A 15,489-nucleotide genomic window follows, 5' to 3' on the forward strand; every position below is an offset into this window, starting at 1 on the left:
TGAGGGGAGCCACGGCGCGTCGCCGTGGCTCCCCTCAGCTCTGTCCGTCCCCGCTTACGGCGTACACAGGGACTCTCAGCAGCAGGCCCCAGGCCACGACGGTCACCGTGACAACCGTGATCAGCACGGCGTTCTGCGGGACGACCTTGAACATGACGAGCACTGCTGTCAGGCACGTCATGGCCGCGAAGCCTCCGATGACAACGGCCACCTGGCGGACAGTCAGTCCGAGGCGCCGCAGTCGGTGGGCGATGTGATCCCTGCCGCCCTGCAGCACAGGTCTGCCCTCCCTGCGTCGCGCGACCATGACCAGGACGGTGTCCGCCGTGACGACCAAGGTGATGAGGAACAGACTGGTGTACCCGGAAAGGGCGGCGTTGTCCCTGTGCAGAACCACAGTGGCGGACGACACCAGAAAGCCCACGAAAAGTGAGCCCGCGTCACCGAGAAAGATCCGCGCCGGATGCCAGTTGTGGAAAAGGAAGCCTGCGCAGGCCCCGGCCAGGGCAGCCATGACCGAGGCGGTGCCGACCAGACCGACGGAGAGAGCGGCGCAGCAGAGGAATCCCGCGGTGACCGCGGTCACGGTGGATACCACCCCGTCCATGTTGTCCAGCAAGTTGAACGCGTTGGTGGTGAAGAGGATCCACGCGACCGCGAGTACCACGTCGAGCCATGTACCGAAGAGCACGGGATGGCCGCACCACAGAACCACCACCAGGGCTGCCGCCGCCTCGATACAGAGACGGACACGGATGCTGAGCGGACGCAGGTCGTCGGTGAGGCCAAGCACGGCGATGAGCGCAGCGCATGCGAGTACGACGCCAACCGTGGCGTCGTACTCCGTCGCGGCGAATGTCGCCACACTCGCGGAGCCCAGGGTGGCAATCGCGACCGCGATGCCGCCCAGATAAGGCGTGGGGCGGACATGGACTCTGCGTGCGTTCGGCAGGTCGGTGTATCCGCGCCGCAGGGCCAGGCGCCGCAGTGGCTCGGTCAGCAGGGCAGCGACCAGGAGAGCCCCCAGCCCTGCGATCGCCGACATCAGCCACGGACTCAGACCGGACATGGACCCGCCAGCACGGTCTGACCGGTGGAATTGCCGGCTTCCCCGTTGGCCGGGCCGTCAGCGACAAGCTCGACCACCGGCTGCGTCACCTCACTTCGGGCATCGGCGACGGCGTCCGCCAGCACGTCGTCGAGGTTCCGCCTCGGCTGCCAGCCGGTGAAGGCCCTCAGTTTCGTGGTGTCGGGGACGCGACGCTCCATGTCTTCGAACCCCGGTCCGTAGGCCTCACCGTAGGAGAGACGGCGCACGGACGAAGTGCTCTCGGCGCACGCGATGATCCGCTCCGCCAGATCCAGAATGCTGATCTCCTCGTCGCTTCCGATGTTGAAGGTCTCACCTACGGCATCCGGAAGGTCGATCAGCGACAGGAGCGCTTCGACCACATCTGCGACATGGAGGAAACAGCGGCTCTGCTGCCCGGTGCCGTAGACGGTGAGGGGTTCTCCTCGGACTGACTGACGGGCGAATCTCGGGATGACCATGCCATAGGCGGGGCTCTGCCGAGGGCCGACGGTGTTGAAGAACCGCACGACGGTGGAACGCAGTCCGTACTCCCGGCGGTACAGCTCGGCGAGGATCTCGTCGACCGCCTTGGCAGTGCTGTAGGACCACCGTGGGACAGAGGGACTGCCCAGGACGCGGTCGGAGTTCTCGTTCAGCGGCCCGGAGGAGTTCTTGCCGTAGATCTCCGATGTGCTGGCGAGGATTACTCTGCGGCCATGGCGGTGAGCGGACCCGATGACCGTCTCTGTGCCTTTGGTGTTGATGGTGAAGGAATTCAGCGGTTGTTCGACGATGAGTTTCACGCCTACGGCCGCCGCCAGGTGCACTACACAATCACAGTCACTCACCAACTCGTCGACGAGCGCCGCATCCAGCACGGATCCGTGGACGAACTTGAAGTTATCCAGCCCGCGCGCACTTGCCAGGTTCTCCAGGCGCCCGGTGCTGAGGTCATCGAGTGCAACGACCGGCTCACCACGTGCCAGCAGTGCATCGACGAGATGGGAGCCGATGAAGCCAGCTCCTCCGGTGACCAGGTATTTCGGACGTTCCATCACGTCGTCACTCCATGTTTGCCGGTGGGGCGTTACCGGGGCATGTGGATCCGGCGACGCATGGCAACGATAGCCAGGGATAACACAAATAGAATGAATGGAATCCTGCAATTAGCCCATTCGTGCCCCCTTGACGACTGACATGGCTCCATTCGCCTGCTGAGTGTCACTCAAGAGATGGACGGGAAGCCGCGTCGAGCGAGTGTCAGGCATATTCCTCCGAAACATTCTGCTTGGCAAGCAGAGAGGAGTCACCGTGTCGGTGGCAACAAAGAAGGTGGTAGTGGTCGGCCAGGGGTACGTGGGCCTTCCACTCGCCGTTCGTGTGGCGGAAGCCGGCCACAACGTCGTGGGTCTCGATGTTGATGAGATGCGCGTCAAGCGTCTGGCCGCCGGCGAGTCGTTCGCCGAGGACGTGACATCCCTTCGCCTACTGGCAGCCCTCAACTCGGGCCGCTATTCCCTGAGCACCGATTTCGCCGATGCCTCGGGCTTCGATGTCTGCGTCATCACGGTGCCGACTCCCCTGAAGGACGGTGTCCCCGACCTGAGTTTCGTGGAGACCGCCGCACAGGCAGTCGCCCAGCAACTCCGGCCGAACGCCACGGTGATCCTTGAGTCCACCACGTATCCGTGCACGACCGAGCACGTGGTGTGCCCGATCCTGGAGGCGGGCAGCGGGCTCCGGGCGGGCAAGGACTTCTTCCTGGGATACAGCCCGGAACGAATTGACCCGGGCAACCCGACCTGGCGGCTGGAGAACACCCCCAAGGTGGTCTCCGGTTTGAACGACATCTCCCTGCGACATGTCGAGCAGTTCTACGACGACGTCGTGGACCGTACTGTCCCGGTGAGCTCACCGCGCACGGCCGAGCTGACCAAGCTCCTGGAGAACACGTTCCGCCATGTCAACATCGCCCTCGTCAACGAGCTTGCGATGTTCTGCAAACCACTCGGCATCGACATCTGGGAAGTGATCGATGCGGCGGCGACCAAGCCTTTCGGCTTCATGCGCTTTCTGCCCGGGCCCGGCGTCGGAGGGCACTGCCTGCCCATTGATCCTTCCTATCTCTCGTGGCAGGTCAAGCAGACGCTTCGGCACGACTTCCGCTTCGTGACACTGGCCAACGACATCAACAGCCACATGCCCGACCATGTGGTGCTGCGCGTTGCCAGAGGGCTCAACGGCCGCCGCAAGCCGGTCAATGGCAGCCAAATCCTGGTCCTCGGGCTCGCCTACAAGAAGAATACCGGCGACATCCGGGAGTCCCCTGCCGTTGCCGTGGCTCTCGGACTGAGGCAACTGGGCGCTCATGTCCTGGCAGTGGAACCGCATGTCGACGCTCTTCGGCTGCCCGAGGACATCCTGTGCGTCGAACTCACAGAGGAACAGGTCGCGGCAGCCGATGCCGTGGTCATTGCAACTGACCACGACATTTTCGATTACGCAATGGTGGAGAAGGTCGCCGACTACGTGTTCGACGCCTGCAATCGCTGCCGCGCGGAAACCGTTGAGCGCCTCTGAAGGGCCGCCCATGCACTCCGTTGGGGTACGAAAAGGTGAGCATGCATGCCATGTGCCCTGAATCCCTCAGCGCGGCCCTAGGGTGACCGTTCACTCACTCACTTGCTCCGATCGGGGATGACCTTGGATTTGCGCGACTACCTTCGAGTCCTTTCCCGCCGGTGGCGCGTCATCGCCATTGTGGCTTTGCTGGGGACGGCCGCAGGAATCCTGACAAGTGTCGTCGCCACTCCTGAGTACCGGGCAACGACCACGCTGTTCGCTTCCCTCCAGAGTGGTGCCGACACCTCACAGCTCATTCAGGGGAACTCATTCACCCAAGCGAGAGTCCAGTCCTATACCGACGTAGCGACCAGCCCGGCGGTGACCAAGCCGGTCGTGAAAGCCCTCCGGCTCGATATGACGCCGACCCAGCTGGCTGCGCGGATCTCGGCCGAGGCGCCGCTCAACACGGTGCTGGTCCGTCTGACCGTCACCGACACCCGTGCGGCACGAGCCGCCCGTATCAGCAATGCGGTCGCTACTCGCTTCGCCCAGGTGATCAGGGAGCTGGAGCGTCCGGAGAAGAGCAAATCCCCGTCCCCGGTACGACTCACCGTCACCCAGCCTGCCGCGGTGCCGCCCGCGCCTTCGTCCCCGAACACCGCCCTCAATGTCGCGCTCGGTCTGGCGGTGGGCCTGCTTCTCGGGCTGGGGCTGGGCGTCGCAGTTGAGACAGTGGACACGTCGATGCGCGACTCCAAAGCCCTCGCCGAGTGCCTGGAAGGGGCTGGGGGGCCAGCCGTACTGTCCAGCATCGTGCAGGATCCGCGAGCCGTACGGCAGCCGGTCTCCTTGCGCGACGACAGGCACGGCCTTCGTGCGGAGGGCTTCCGAAAGCTTCGTGTCAATCTGCAGTTCGCGGAAGTGGACCAGCGGCCGAAGGTGATCGCCGTCACCAGCCCGCTGCCCCGTGAGGGCAAGAGCAGCGTGTCGGTCAACCTGGCCGCCACACTGGCCGAAGAGGGGGCGAGGGTATGCCTGATCGACTGCGACCTGCGCCGCCCTTCGATCGCTCCCGCTCTGGGTCTGGTCAGGGACGCCGGGCTCACCACAGTGCTGGTGGGCCGGGCCGAACTGCATCAGGTACTGCAGTCGGCCGGGGCCTTCTCCGTGCTCACCAGTGGGATGATTCCTCCCAACCCGACCCAGCTTCTCGGAAGCACCTATTTCGGCGACTTGCTGCACACTCTTGCCGAGCAATTCGACCATGTCGTGGTGGACACCCCCCCGGTGCTCCCCTTTGCCGACACCGCGGCGATGGCACCCGCCATTGACGGCTACCTGCTCGTGGCGCGCGCCGGGCGGACAAGCCGGAGCCAGGTCGTCGACGCCCTGCGCATCCTCCAACGCGTCAATGTCCAAGTGTTGGGGGCCGTCCTGAATGGCGCTCCGGCACGAGGGGAGGGCGAAGCGTACGGCTATGCGTACAAGTACCGGCCGAAGCAGAGCGCGAAAGCCCGGCTTACCGCGCTCGTGTCGTCGCGCTCGGCTGCAGGGGTCCGCAGCCGAGGGCCGGCTGCCAAGGGGCACGGGGCGCCGGTGCCGGTGCCGGTGCCGGTCTCGGCCAAGACACGACCGTAGTCATGCGTATTGCGGTGGTGGCCCCTGTCGCGGTCGTGGCCCTGGCCGGTGGCATGCTCGTCCATTCCTGTGAGAGGGGTGGCGGAGCCGGGGACCACGGCCCGGGCACACATGCGCGGGCCGCGGCAGCGGCCGATGTCAAGGTCGAGCGGTTGGGGGTCGAAGTCGTCGAGATCCTGCCCCATGACCCGACGGCCTTCACCCAGGGCCTGGAGATGAACGGCGGCACGCTGTACGAGAGCACAGGCGTGGTCGGACGGTCCTCGGTTCGGGCGGGGCCGCTCGGCAAGTCGCCCGCGGTCCGCGCCGAGTTGCCCGCGCCGCTGTTCGGCGAGGGAATCACCGTCATGGGGCCGACCCTGTGGCAGCTCACCTGGCAGAACGGCATCGCGGTCGAGCGAGAGGCAAGGACGCTGGCCGAGTTGCGCAGGGTCCCTTACCAGGACGAAGGCTGGGGAGTGTGCCACCAGCGGCATCGCGACCGGCTGGTGACGAGCAACGGCTCCGCCCGGCTCACTTTCCGGGACCCCAGAACACTCGTGAAGACGGGGGATGTTGCCGTCACCGCCCATGGAAAGCCCGTGGCGCGGCTGAATGAGCTGGAATGCGTCGGTGACACCGTGTACGCCAACGTCTGGCCTGCCGACCGGATTGTGCGTATCGACGCCAACACCGGCACGGTAACCGGAGACATCGACGCCCCGGCCCTCCTCAGCGCAGCCGAGAAGCAGCATGCGTACGTCATGAACGGTATTGCGGCCGTTCCCGGGACCGATCAGTTCCTCCTCACCGGCAAGTCGTGGCCCAAGATGTTCCGGGTCACCTTCGTTCCCAAGTGATTCCACAGGCAGGCCGATGCGGTGCTGAGCGGGCGTCAGTTGTTGTCGGCCTGTCGACCGGAGCCTGACTCAGTAGCGGACGTCGAGCCGGCGACGACCGGGCCGGCGACGACCGGTTTCCGGAGCAGAAGCAGTGCCGCGTCGTCGTGGAGCCGGCCGCCCACGTGCGCCAGCAGCTCGTCGTGCAGCGCGGCGACGGTACGGGACGGCTCATCCGACAAGTGCCGCGCCACCCGCTCGGTGAGCGGATAGAACTCACGACTGTGGTTGCGGGCTTCGGTGACGCCGTCGGTGTAGAGAAGCAACTGGTCGCCGTCGGTGAAAGGCAGCACCTGGAGGCTCGGGGTCTCACCGGTGAGGGCGCTCATCCCGAGAGGCGGAGCCGGATGGGTCGGTTCGACAGCCATGACGTCGGACCCGCGAACCAGCAGCGGAGGGGCATGTCCGCAGTTGACCACCTCCATGCGCCCGGCCCCGGGGTACCCGGCGACCACGGCGGTGACGAAGTCGTCGGGACCGAGGTTGCGCGCCAGGCTCCGCTCGATCCTGCCGACGACATCCAGGAGGTCCGGCTCGTCATAGGCGGCCTCACGGAAGACACCGAGCACCAGAGCAGCGGTGCTCACCGCGGGCAGCCCCTTGCCGCGCACATCACCGACGATCAACCTGATCCCGTAAGGGGTGGGCACGAGCGCATAGAGGTCCCCGCCGATTCGGGCCTCCGCCGCTGCGGCGCTGTAGCGGACAGCCACCTGGAACTGGCCGACAGTGGCAGGCACGGGCTTGAGGAGGGCGTGCTGGGCAGCCTCGGCGACTGAGCGGACGGCTTCCAGTACCCGTTCACGACGCCCGCGCAGCGCGCTGGCCAGGCTGCTCGCGAGGGTGACGGCGACCAGTGCGGACAGCACAATTGCCTGCTCACGGCCCGGCGCACCGCCACGGCCGCCGAGTACAGCGCCCAGTGCCACGGCGATGAAGCCGATACGAAGGACCCCACACGGCCTGCTGGTGGCGGCGGCCAGTGTGGGCCCGACGGCGAGGAGCGGCAACCAAGTCGTCCCGGCTCCGCTGACGAGGGTGAGGAGCGCAACGGCAAAGACGAACAGTGTGGGCACAGCGGCGAGGAGGGTGGCGATGCATGGCTGGTCCAGCATCGCTGTCCCCGAGGCCGGGGCCGCCCCCAGGCGGCCGTCCGGCTGGGCCGGTGCCCCAGAGCCGGCCGCCCGCTTCGTAAAATTGCAGGTCGGTGGGCGTTCGCGCTGGTGGTCTCGGGCCTGGCTCATGTTCCCCTCTGCAACTCCCTGGTCCGTTCGCGACGCCGGAGCGCCCGTTTTGTCCAGGGAACAGGGGTCCGAGGTGGGCCACAAGGGCAGAATTTTCAGATAGTGAGTGAAAGGCCCCTGGTCACGCGGCTCGCTGTCGGGATCAGCCGCGACAGGACTTGATCGATTCGGGAGAGCCGGTCTGCCCGGACGGAGACACCGAGCGAGCCGAGCGTGTGTCCGCTGTATACGGGCACGGCGACGCAGACCGTACCGAGGGCGTACTCCTCCAGGTCCATGACGGCCGGGTCGGCGGGCGCCGAGTCCAGTCGCCGGAGCAGTTCGGAACGCTGGGTGATGGTGCGGGGCGTGAGCTCGGCGAGAGGGTGCCGGGAGAGGTAGTCCCCGCGGGAGTCGTCGTCCAACTCGCGCAGGACGCTCTTACCCAGCGCGGTGGCGTGCCCGGCGTCCTCGAACCCCACCCAGAGGTCAACCCGAGGTGCCCGAGGCCCGTCGACGATCTCGGCGACCCGGATCTCGCCCTCCTCGTAAAAGGTCAGGTAGGCGGCGGCCGACAATTCGTCCCGCAGAGCCATGAGCGTGGGACGGATACGGTTGAGCAGCGCCTGCCCGCGGCTTCCGGCGTACAGCGTGTCCAGCTTGTCCCCGATGACGAACCCGCCGTCGTCCAGCTTCCGCAGGTACCCGTCGTGGACCAGCGTCCTCAGCAGGTGATACGCGGTGGCAAGGGGCAGCCCCGCCTCGCGTGCCAGCTGCTTCGCCGGGGCGCCACCCTCGTGTGCCCCGGCGGCTTCCATCAAGCGGAAGGCTCGCTGCACGGAAGTGATGAGCGTAGGGCCATCCTGAGCAGCCACAACACAAGATTGCGCCCGGAGCAGCGCAATCGCAAGATCCCTCGGCCGGCATGGCCGACGTGACAGCGGCGGCCCGAGAAGAGTCGCGTGAGACTGTCCTCCGCGCCTCGGGCCCGCTCAATGCTTGCTTGTGGACGGCTCTCGGTCCGGATTCCCTGGTCGCCAGGAATCCGGTGCCTGTCTGCACGGCGTCGGCGCCCAGGGCGAGGGCGGCGGCCATACCTCGTGGGTCGGCGATACCGCCGACCGCGATGACGGGGACCGCCACCGCGTCGGCCACCTGCGGCACCAGCGAGAACGTCCCGACCAGGGACTCCCTCACGGGCCGCAGGAACGCGCCCCGGTGGCCCCCGGCGTCGCTTCCGGATGCCACGACGGCGTCGATTCCGGCTGGGACGCATGAGCACCGCACGCGAACGCCTCGACGCCACCGGCGCGCCGCGCGCGATGGTCGCGTGGGTGCCGGACGCCGGGCCGAGGTGGTCGCCCGACGCCAGACGTCCCTTCGCGATCTACTTCAGGCCGAGGTCGTTACAGGCGGTCTTGTACTTGGGGGTGCAGATCTCCTGGACGGTGTAGACGCCGTCCAGGATGACGGTGTCCTTGATGTTGTCCCTGGTCAGCGAGATGACCGGGACCAGTACCGAGGGGATGCGCTTGTTGGTCGGACTGTCGACGTCCGCCTGAGCCATGGAGTTGAGCGACATGCCCCTGGCGAGCAGGATGGCCATCTCGGCCGCGGCGTTGGCCTCCGGGGCGTACGGCTTGTAGACGCTCATGAACTGCTCACCGGCGACGATGCGCTGCACGGCGGCGAGCTCGGCGTCCTGGCCGGTGACCGGCGGCAGCGGGGAGACGCCGGCGGCCTTCAGGGCGGTGATGATGCCGCCCGCCATGCCGTCGTTGGCGGAGTAGACGCCGACGATCTTGTCCTTGCCGAGGGCCGAGATCGCCGCCTCCATGTTGGCGTTGGCGTTCTCCGGCTTCCACTCCTTTGTGTCGTACTCCTTGCCGACCTTCACCTGGCCATCGAGCTCGGCGTGCGCGCCCTTCTTGAACTGCGCGGCGTTCGGGTCGGTGATCGCGCCATTCATCATCACGATCTCGCCCGACTTGGCGTCGGAGCCCAGCGCCTGCAGCAGCGCTGTGCCCTGGACGTGGCCGACCTCTTCGTTGTCGAACGAGGTGTAGGCGTCGATCGGGCCCTCGGCGAGACGGTCGAAGGCGACGACCGGGATGTTCGCGTCCTTGGCCTTCCTGACCGAGTCGGCGATGGCCTTGGAGTCGACCGCGTCCACGATCAGGACGTCGACCTTGTCCTCGATCATGGTTTCCACCTGCTGCGTCTGCAGAGCTGCGTCCTGCTTCGCATTGGCGTAGAGGACCTTGCCCTTGCCGTTCGTCAGCTGTCTGATCTTCTCCTCGATGACCGGCTTGTCGAATTTCTCGTAGCGAGCAGCCTGGTTCTCCGGAAGGAGTAGACCGACAGTGATGTCGTCGCTCGTCTTCACTCCCGAGCCCTGGGCGCTGATACAGGCAGCGAGCGAGACGGTCATCGCAGAAGCAGCGACAGTAGCGGCGGTGCGACGCATATATGCGTTCATCGGTGGAAATCAACCTCCCTGACTGGCCACGTAGTTGCGGCCGAGGTGGCTGGAAGTCAACTCTGCCCCGACAAAAGCGTCAAGAAGTACAATATTAACGAGATGGCAACGGGTCTTGTTCGTTAGTCAAGCGAGGCCGGCGCCGACCGGCAGAGTGTTCCGGGAACTGCTAAGCGGCAATGGCGGGTTGTCGTCGCCCCCTCACCGGCCACACCGACGTACGGGCCGAGCCGGCACCAGCGCACTGGTGTCGCCGAGCGCCGACAGCTCGAGGTGCGGCCTTCAGGTGAGCGGCTCCAGCGGATGGCCGAAAGGGATGTCCTCGGCCCGGGGCCCGGTCTCGATCATCGGTGCCGCCCCGCGCGACGCCCCGATGCGACGGCCAGAACGGCCGCCAGGGCGGAGCCCGCCGCGAGCGCGAGGAAGAGGCCACTGGAGCCGCCGAGCCGGCCGGCCATTGCGGCCCCGGCCCAGGGGGCGAGGGCTGCCGCCACGGTGGCGGGAGCGGTGAGCAGCGCGGACAGGCGGCCGTAGTGGGCCGTTCCCCAGCGGTCGGCGACGGCGGTGGCGTGGAGGAGGGTGAGGTTGCCGCGTACGACTCCGGCGAGGACGGCGAGCAGGATCAGCAGCGGGATCGGGCCGGGGACGAGGGCCAGGGCCGCGGTGGTGGCGCCGCCTGCTGCGATCAGGACGGCGGTGCGGGCAGTGACTCCGGTATGACGGGAAAGCGTGGCGTAGAGCGTGCGGCCCAGGGTCTGACCAGCCCCTCCAAGTCCCAGCGCCCAGGCCGCCGTTGTCGGGTCGGCGCCGCGTTCGGTGAGCAGGGGGACCAGTCCGAAGACGACCGCGTGCATGGCGAAACCGGAGAAAGTGAAGGCGAGTGTGAGCAGGAGGAAGGGGCGGCTGCGGGCGATCGGCGTGCGGCTGGTCGTGGATGCGGCCGGTGGGGCGGGTGGCCAGGGGGCGCGCAGGGCCAGGGCGTGGGCCGGGACGGTGACGGCGGCGAGGATCGCGGCGAGCACGGCGTAGGTGGTTCGCCAGCCGAGGTGGTCGGCGAGCGTGGCGGTGAGGGGTGCGAAGAGCGTACTGGCGAGGCCGCCTGCGAGCGTGACGATCGTCAGGGCGCGGACGCGGTCGGGGCCCCACCACCGGGTGACGGCCGCGAAAGCCGGCTGGTAGAAGGTGGCGGCCATGGCGGCACCGGCCGCGAGCCAGGCGGCGGTGAACACGTAGAGGTTCGGCGCTACGGCAATCGCCAGTACGGAGGCGACCGCGAGCACGGATCCGGTGGTCATCACGGCGCGGGGGCCTCGGCGGTCGAGGATGCGGCCGACGGGTATTGCGGCGAGGGCAGAGATCAGAAGGGCGCCGGAGAAGGCCGCGGTCACGGCGCTCGTGGACCAGCCCGTGTCCGCGGTCAGGTGCGGGAGCAGGACGGGGAAGGCGTAGTAGACGATTCCCCAGCTGGTGATCTGGGTGGCGCACAGGGCGGGCAGTGCCGCGCGAGGCCGCGACCGGTCCCCTGTTCCGGTCGCGGCCTTGCTGATGCCGAGGCTGGGCACAGTGGTCAGCAGCCGCCGGACGGGACCGGAGCTCCGACGCCGATCTGGAGGGTGGACGGGGCGGCGCAGCAGCCGCCGCCTTCGCTGTCCCTCCTGGTGGCGTCGGACTCGTCGAACAGGCCAGCGCCGCCGCAGACTCCGGTCTCCGGAAGGGTCAACTCGACGCGTTCGGCTGCCTCTTGGTCTCCGGCGAGTGCTGCTGCGATGGAGCGAACCTGCTCGTAGCCGGTCATGGCGAGGAAGGTGGGGGCGCGGCCGTAGCTCTTCATGCCGACGAGATAGACGTCCTTCTCCGGGTGGGAGAGCTCGTTCACGCCGTGCGGGTAGACGGTGCCGCAGGAGTGGACGTTCGGGTCGATCAGCGGGGCGAGCTCGACCGGCGCCTGGAGGCGCTCGTCGAGGGCGAGGCGGAGCTCGGAGACGTACGACAGGTTGGGGCGGAAGCCGGTGAGGACGATGACCTCGTCGACGGGGTCGAGTCGGCGGCCGTCCTCGGACAGCAGCACCAGCCGGTCGCCGGTCTTCTCGACGGCGGACGTACGGAATCCGGTGACGGCGTCGGCGTATCCGTCGTCCACGGCTGCCTTGGCCGCGAGGCCCAGTGCCCCGCGGGCGGGGAGCTGGTCCGCCTCGCCGCCGCCGAAGGTGGAGCCGCTGATGCCGCGGCGCACGATCCACACCGCGTGGGTGCCCGGGCTCTCCTTCGCCAGGTCGGCCAGGTAGGCCAGAGCGGTGAAGGCGGAGGCGCCGGAGCCGATGACCGCGGTGCGCTTGCCCGCGTAACGGGCGCGTACGGCAGGGTCCTTGAGGTCCGGTACGCGGTAGGAGATACGGTCGGCGGCCGCGCGTTCGCCGAGGGCCGGGAGGCCGTCGCCTCCGATCGGGCCCGGGGTGGACCAGGTGCCGGAGGCGTCGATCACGGCGCGGGCGGCGAGGCGTTCCTCGGTCCCGTCGGCGTTCGTGACGTGCACGGTGAAGGGCTGCTCCTCACGGCCGGCATCCACGACCCGGTCGCGGCCGACGCGCGAGACGCCGGTGACGCCGGCGCCGAAGCGGACCTTGTCGCCCAGCACGTCGGCGAGCGGCTGGAGGTAGCGCTCGGCCCAGTCACCGCCGGACGGGTACGTCACCCCGTCGGGCGCGGTCCAGCCGGTCGGGGCCAGCAGCTTCTCGGCGGCCGGGTCGACGAGCTCGGCCCAGGTGGAGAAGAGACGTACGTGGCTCCACTCGCGTACGGCACTGCCGGCGGCCGGTCCCGCTTCCAGGACCAGCGGCTCGATGCCGCGCTCGACGAGGTGGGCGGCGGCGGCCAGGCCTACCGGGCCGGCTCCGATCACCACGGTGGGCAGGGTGGCGATGGGCACATCGGCAATCGGCACGGTCACGATGACTCCCCTTTGTTTCGACATCTGTCGATGGCTTATGCCCTCAGCATCCCATCTGTTTCGATGGGCGTCAACATAGACATTTGTCGAAACAGTGCCGTTTGACGCGTCGCGCTCACCCCGAATACGACGGCACGACGGCTGATGTTCGTACGGATGTCGCCCATGGACGCAGCGCATCGCCGAGCATGTTCCCGGGCGACAGGCGACTTAGGAGAACGAGAGTGCAGCGTCGACGCACGAAGGGACGCATCCCACTCGCCGCGGCGGCCGCGCTGACGAGCATGCTGCTGGCCGCCTGCGACACGGATGTCTCCCCCGCCATTGACACCTCGTCCTCCGACCCGGCCGCGGCCCAAATCGAGTGCGCCTCGCAGGGTCAGCTACCCGGCTCGGGGTCAACAGCCCAGCAGAACGCCATGACGTACTGGATCGAGCAGTACCAACGCGCATGCACAGGAGTGCAGATCAAGTACAACCCCCTGGGCTCGGGCGCCGGCGTGGCCCAGTTCCTCCGGGGGGCGACCAGCTTCGGCGGCTCGGACGGCGCGCTGAAGCCCGAAGAGGTCCAGTGGTCGAAGGACGTCTGCGCGGGCGGCAGGGCCATTGACCTTCCGATGGTCGGCGGCCCCATCGCGATCGGCTACAACCTTCAGGACGTGGACGATCTGGTGCTCGACGCCCCGACCCTGGCGAAGATCTTCGACGCGCGGATCACCTCCTGGGACCACCCCGACATCCGGCGGCTGAACCCGGATGTCAAGCTGCCGCCTATCCCCGTCCGCCCTGTGCACCGGTCGGACGACTCCGGCACCACCCAGAATCTCAATGCCTACCTGGCCGGCGCCGCAGGTGGTTCCTGGCCCCACCCGGTGAAGAAGTCCTGGCAGGGCAAGGGCGGTGAATCCGCGAGCGGATCCAGCGGAGTTGTGTCGCAGGTGCAGTCGCTCGACGGCTCGATCGGCTACTTCGAGCTGTCCTTCGCCGCTGCCGGCAAGATCAGTACGGTCAAGATCGACACGGGAGCCTCCCGGCCCGTCGCCCCAACGCCGAAGACCGCCTCCGCCGGCATGGCCGAAGCCAAAATCGCCGGCACGGGCAAGGACCTGACCTTGAAGTTCGACTACGGAACCTCCGCCGAAGGCGCGTATCCGATCGTCCAGGTCACCTACGAGATCGTGTGCGACACAGGAAACCAGGCCGAAACCCTTCCCGCCCTGAAATCCTTCCTGGCTTATACCGCCGGTGAAGAAGGGCAGAAGGCTCTCCCCGAAATCCACTACGCCCCGCTGCCGGACTCGGTCGCCGCCCAGGTGCGTGAGGTCATTCAGACGCTGTCCTGATCGCCGACTGCCCAGCAGGCCGAGTGGTAGAGATATGCCCTGAATAGGGCTATATTCCCTCTCTTCCTGGGCAGGGATCGGACCATGCCCATGCTTGTCGGAACCTCGGGATGGCAGTACAAGGACTGGCGCGGCGTTCTCTATCCGCCCAGGCAACCGCAGCGGCTGTGGCTGGAGGAGTACGCCCGGCACTTCGCCACCGTGGAGAACAACAACGCCTTCTACCGGCTTCCCACCACGGAGATCTTCGCTTCCTGGCGGGAGCGGACGCCGGAGGGGTTCGTCATGGCGGTGAAAGCCAGCCGCTATCTGACCCATATGAAGCGGCTGCGCGCCCCCGAGGAGCCGGTGCGCCGGCTGATGGATCGCGCCGAGGGCCTGGGCGACCGGCTGGGGCCCGTCCTGCTGCAACTGCCTGCCCACTTCCGGGAGGACATCGAGGCTCTGGACGCCTGCCTGAGGTGCTTTCCCGGCACGGTTCGGGTGGCCGTCGAATTCCGCCACACGTCGTGGTGGGAGGCGGAGCGGGAACTCCGTGCGCTGCTGGAACGGCACGGCAGCGCCCTGTGCTGGGCGGATCGGGGGTCCCGCCCGGTGACGCCACTGTGGCGCACCGCGTCATGGGGGTACGTGCGATTCCACGGCGGCATCTCCGACCCACCACCGCGCTACGGCCGCCAAGCGCTGAAGTCCTGGGCCCGACGCATCGCCGACGCATGGCCGGACGAGAACGATGTGTTTGTGTACTTCAACAACGACCTGGGCGGTGCGGCCCTGCTGGACGCTGCGAAGTTCGCCCGGGCAGCGGCCGCGTTGGGCCGGACGGCGAGCCGTACGCCTCCGTCCCTGGCGACGCGATCCACGTCCTGAGCGGGCCACAGCGAGGCGCCCTGCCGGGATGCAGTCGTGCTGGGGCAGGGCGACGATGGATGTACGGCCACACGATGGATGTACGGCCACACAGCGCTGCGAATCCCTCGCACATCGCGCGGTGCAGGCACACAGACATGAGGTGGAACGCTCATGAGGGTATTGCTGACGGTCCAACTCGACACCGAGAAAGCAAACAAGGCGATCAAGGACCAGAGCCTGGGCACGACCATGAAGTCGGCCATCGAGCGGCTGAAGCCGGAGGCCGCCTACTTCGGGGCGGAGAACGGAGAACGCACCGGATTCTTTGTCTTCGACCTTCAGGAGCCTTCTCAGATCGCGGCAATCGCCGAGCCCTTCTTCCAGGAACTCGGCGCGAAGGTCACCTTCACACCGGTGATGAACTTCGACGACGTCCAGGCCGGTCTCCAGGCATACGGCTCCGGCTGACCACGGCCCTCTTCGGCACGTACG

At 67.5% G+C, this 15,489-nt stretch carries 13 protein-coding genes and 1 pseudogene; 6 read left to right on the top strand and 8 right to left on the bottom strand.

The window, feature by feature from the left end:
- Positions 1–34 precede the first annotated feature (34 nt).
- Positions 35–1,069, bottom strand: coding sequence for an MraY family glycosyltransferase (locus ACH492_RS26075; protein ID WP_398990108.1), 1,035 nt, complete (start codon positions 1,067–1,069; stop codon positions 35–37).
- On the bottom strand, positions 1,057–2,238 hold the full coding sequence (locus tag ACH492_RS26080; RefSeq protein WP_398990109.1) for an NAD-dependent epimerase/dehydratase family protein: 1,182 nt from the start codon (positions 2,236–2,238) through the stop codon (positions 1,057–1,059). The genes ACH492_RS26075 and ACH492_RS26080 overlap by 13 nt, the downstream gene beginning before the upstream one ends.
- Positions 2,239–2,383: 145 nt before the next feature.
- Between ACH492_RS26080 and ACH492_RS26085 the strand changes: the two genes are divergently transcribed.
- From ACH492_RS26085 to ACH492_RS26095, 3 genes are all read left to right on the top strand, one after another.
- The gene (locus tag ACH492_RS26085) at positions 2,384–3,652 is read left to right on the top strand and encodes a nucleotide sugar dehydrogenase (protein ID WP_398990110.1); all 1,269 of its coding nucleotides are present in this window, start codon (positions 2,384–2,386) and stop codon (positions 3,650–3,652) included.
- Positions 3,653–3,775: 123 nt separating this feature from the next.
- Entirely contained in the window at positions 3,776–5,275 is a 1,500-nt protein-coding gene (locus ACH492_RS26090; RefSeq protein WP_398990111.1) for a polysaccharide biosynthesis tyrosine autokinase, read from the top strand.
- Positions 5,276–5,277: 2 nt separating this feature from the next.
- Positions 5,278–6,114, top strand: coding sequence for a glutaminyl-peptide cyclotransferase (locus ACH492_RS26095; RefSeq protein WP_398990112.1), 837 nt, complete (start codon positions 5,278–5,280; stop codon positions 6,112–6,114).
- Between the two features lie 35 nt (positions 6,115–6,149).
- On the opposite strand, the gene ACH492_RS26100 is transcribed toward ACH492_RS26095, so the two are convergent.
- The 6 genes and pseudogenes from ACH492_RS26100 to ACH492_RS26125 form a co-directional block, all read right to left on the bottom strand.
- Positions 6,150–7,268, bottom strand: coding sequence for a PP2C family protein-serine/threonine phosphatase (locus ACH492_RS26100; RefSeq protein ID WP_398990113.1), 1,119 nt, complete (start codon positions 7,266–7,268; stop codon positions 6,150–6,152).
- 224 nt (positions 7,269–7,492) lie between these two features.
- A complete protein-coding gene (locus ACH492_RS26105; protein WP_398990114.1) occupies positions 7,493–8,251 on the bottom strand; it encodes an IclR family transcriptional regulator in 759 nt (252 codons plus the stop codon).
- 68 nt (positions 8,252–8,319) lie between these two features.
- Positions 8,320–8,642 (bottom strand): annotated as a pseudogene (locus ACH492_RS26110) (nitronate monooxygenase); the annotation flags it as partial.
- Between the two features lie 121 nt (positions 8,643–8,763).
- Positions 8,764–9,855, bottom strand: a complete 1,092-nt coding sequence (locus ACH492_RS26115; protein WP_398990115.1) for a sugar ABC transporter substrate-binding protein — start codon at positions 9,853–9,855, stop codon at positions 8,764–8,766.
- 344 nt (positions 9,856–10,199) lie between these two features.
- Complete coding sequence (locus tag ACH492_RS26120) at positions 10,200–11,426, bottom strand: MFS transporter (protein ID WP_398990295.1); 1,227 nt, start codon at positions 11,424–11,426, stop codon at positions 10,200–10,202.
- A complete protein-coding gene (locus tag ACH492_RS26125) occupies positions 11,423–12,802 on the bottom strand; it encodes an NAD(P)-binding domain-containing protein (RefSeq protein WP_398990116.1) in 1,380 nt (459 codons plus the stop codon). Before ACH492_RS26125 ends, ACH492_RS26120 begins: the two co-directional genes overlap by 4 nt.
- Positions 12,803–13,026: 224 nt before the next feature.
- Here ACH492_RS26125 and pstS point away from each other — a divergent pair, with 224 nt between their 5' ends.
- From pstS to ACH492_RS26140, 3 genes are all read left to right on the top strand, one after another.
- Positions 13,027–14,145 (top strand): phosphate ABC transporter substrate-binding protein PstS, encoded by a 1,119-nt coding sequence (gene pstS / locus ACH492_RS26130; RefSeq protein ID WP_398990117.1) that lies wholly within the window; start codon positions 13,027–13,029, stop codon positions 14,143–14,145.
- Positions 14,146–14,229: 84 nt separating this feature from the next.
- On the top strand, positions 14,230–15,015 hold the full coding sequence (locus ACH492_RS26135) for a DUF72 domain-containing protein (protein WP_398990118.1): 786 nt from the start codon (positions 14,230–14,232) through the stop codon (positions 15,013–15,015).
- Positions 15,016–15,168: 153 nt separating this feature from the next.
- Entirely contained in the window at positions 15,169–15,465 is a 297-nt protein-coding gene (locus ACH492_RS26140) for a DUF3303 family protein (RefSeq protein WP_398990119.1), read from the top strand.
- Positions 15,466–15,489: the final 24 nt, after the last annotated feature.

This window comes from Streptomyces sp. NPDC019443, assembly GCF_044389785.1.
Taxonomy (GTDB): domain Bacteria; phylum Actinomycetota; class Actinomycetes; order Streptomycetales; family Streptomycetaceae; genus Streptomyces.

What these genes read in the sequence shown, in the direction of transcription:
- ACH492_RS26075 (WP_398990108.1), bottom strand. Translation starts at nt 1,069, where the DNA reads ATGTCCGGTCTGAGTCCGTGGCTGATGTCGGCGATCGCAGGGCTGGGG.
- ACH492_RS26095 (WP_398990112.1), top strand. Translation starts at nt 5,278, where the DNA reads ATGCGTATTGCGGTGGTGGCCCCTGTCGCGGTCGTGGCCCTGGCCGGT.
- ACH492_RS26100 (WP_398990113.1), bottom strand. Translation starts at nt 7,268, where the DNA reads ATGCTGGACCAGCCATGCATCGCCACCCTCCTCGCCGCTGTGCCCACA.
- ACH492_RS26115 (WP_398990115.1), bottom strand. Translation starts at nt 9,855, where the DNA reads ATGAACGCATATATGCGTCGCACCGCCGCTACTGTCGCTGCTTCTGCG.
- ACH492_RS26135 (WP_398990118.1), top strand. Translation starts at nt 14,230, where the DNA reads ATGCCCATGCTTGTCGGAACCTCGGGATGGCAGTACAAGGACTGGCGC.
- ACH492_RS26140 (WP_398990119.1), top strand. Translation starts at nt 15,169, where the DNA reads ATGAGGGTATTGCTGACGGTCCAACTCGACACCGAGAAAGCAAACAAG.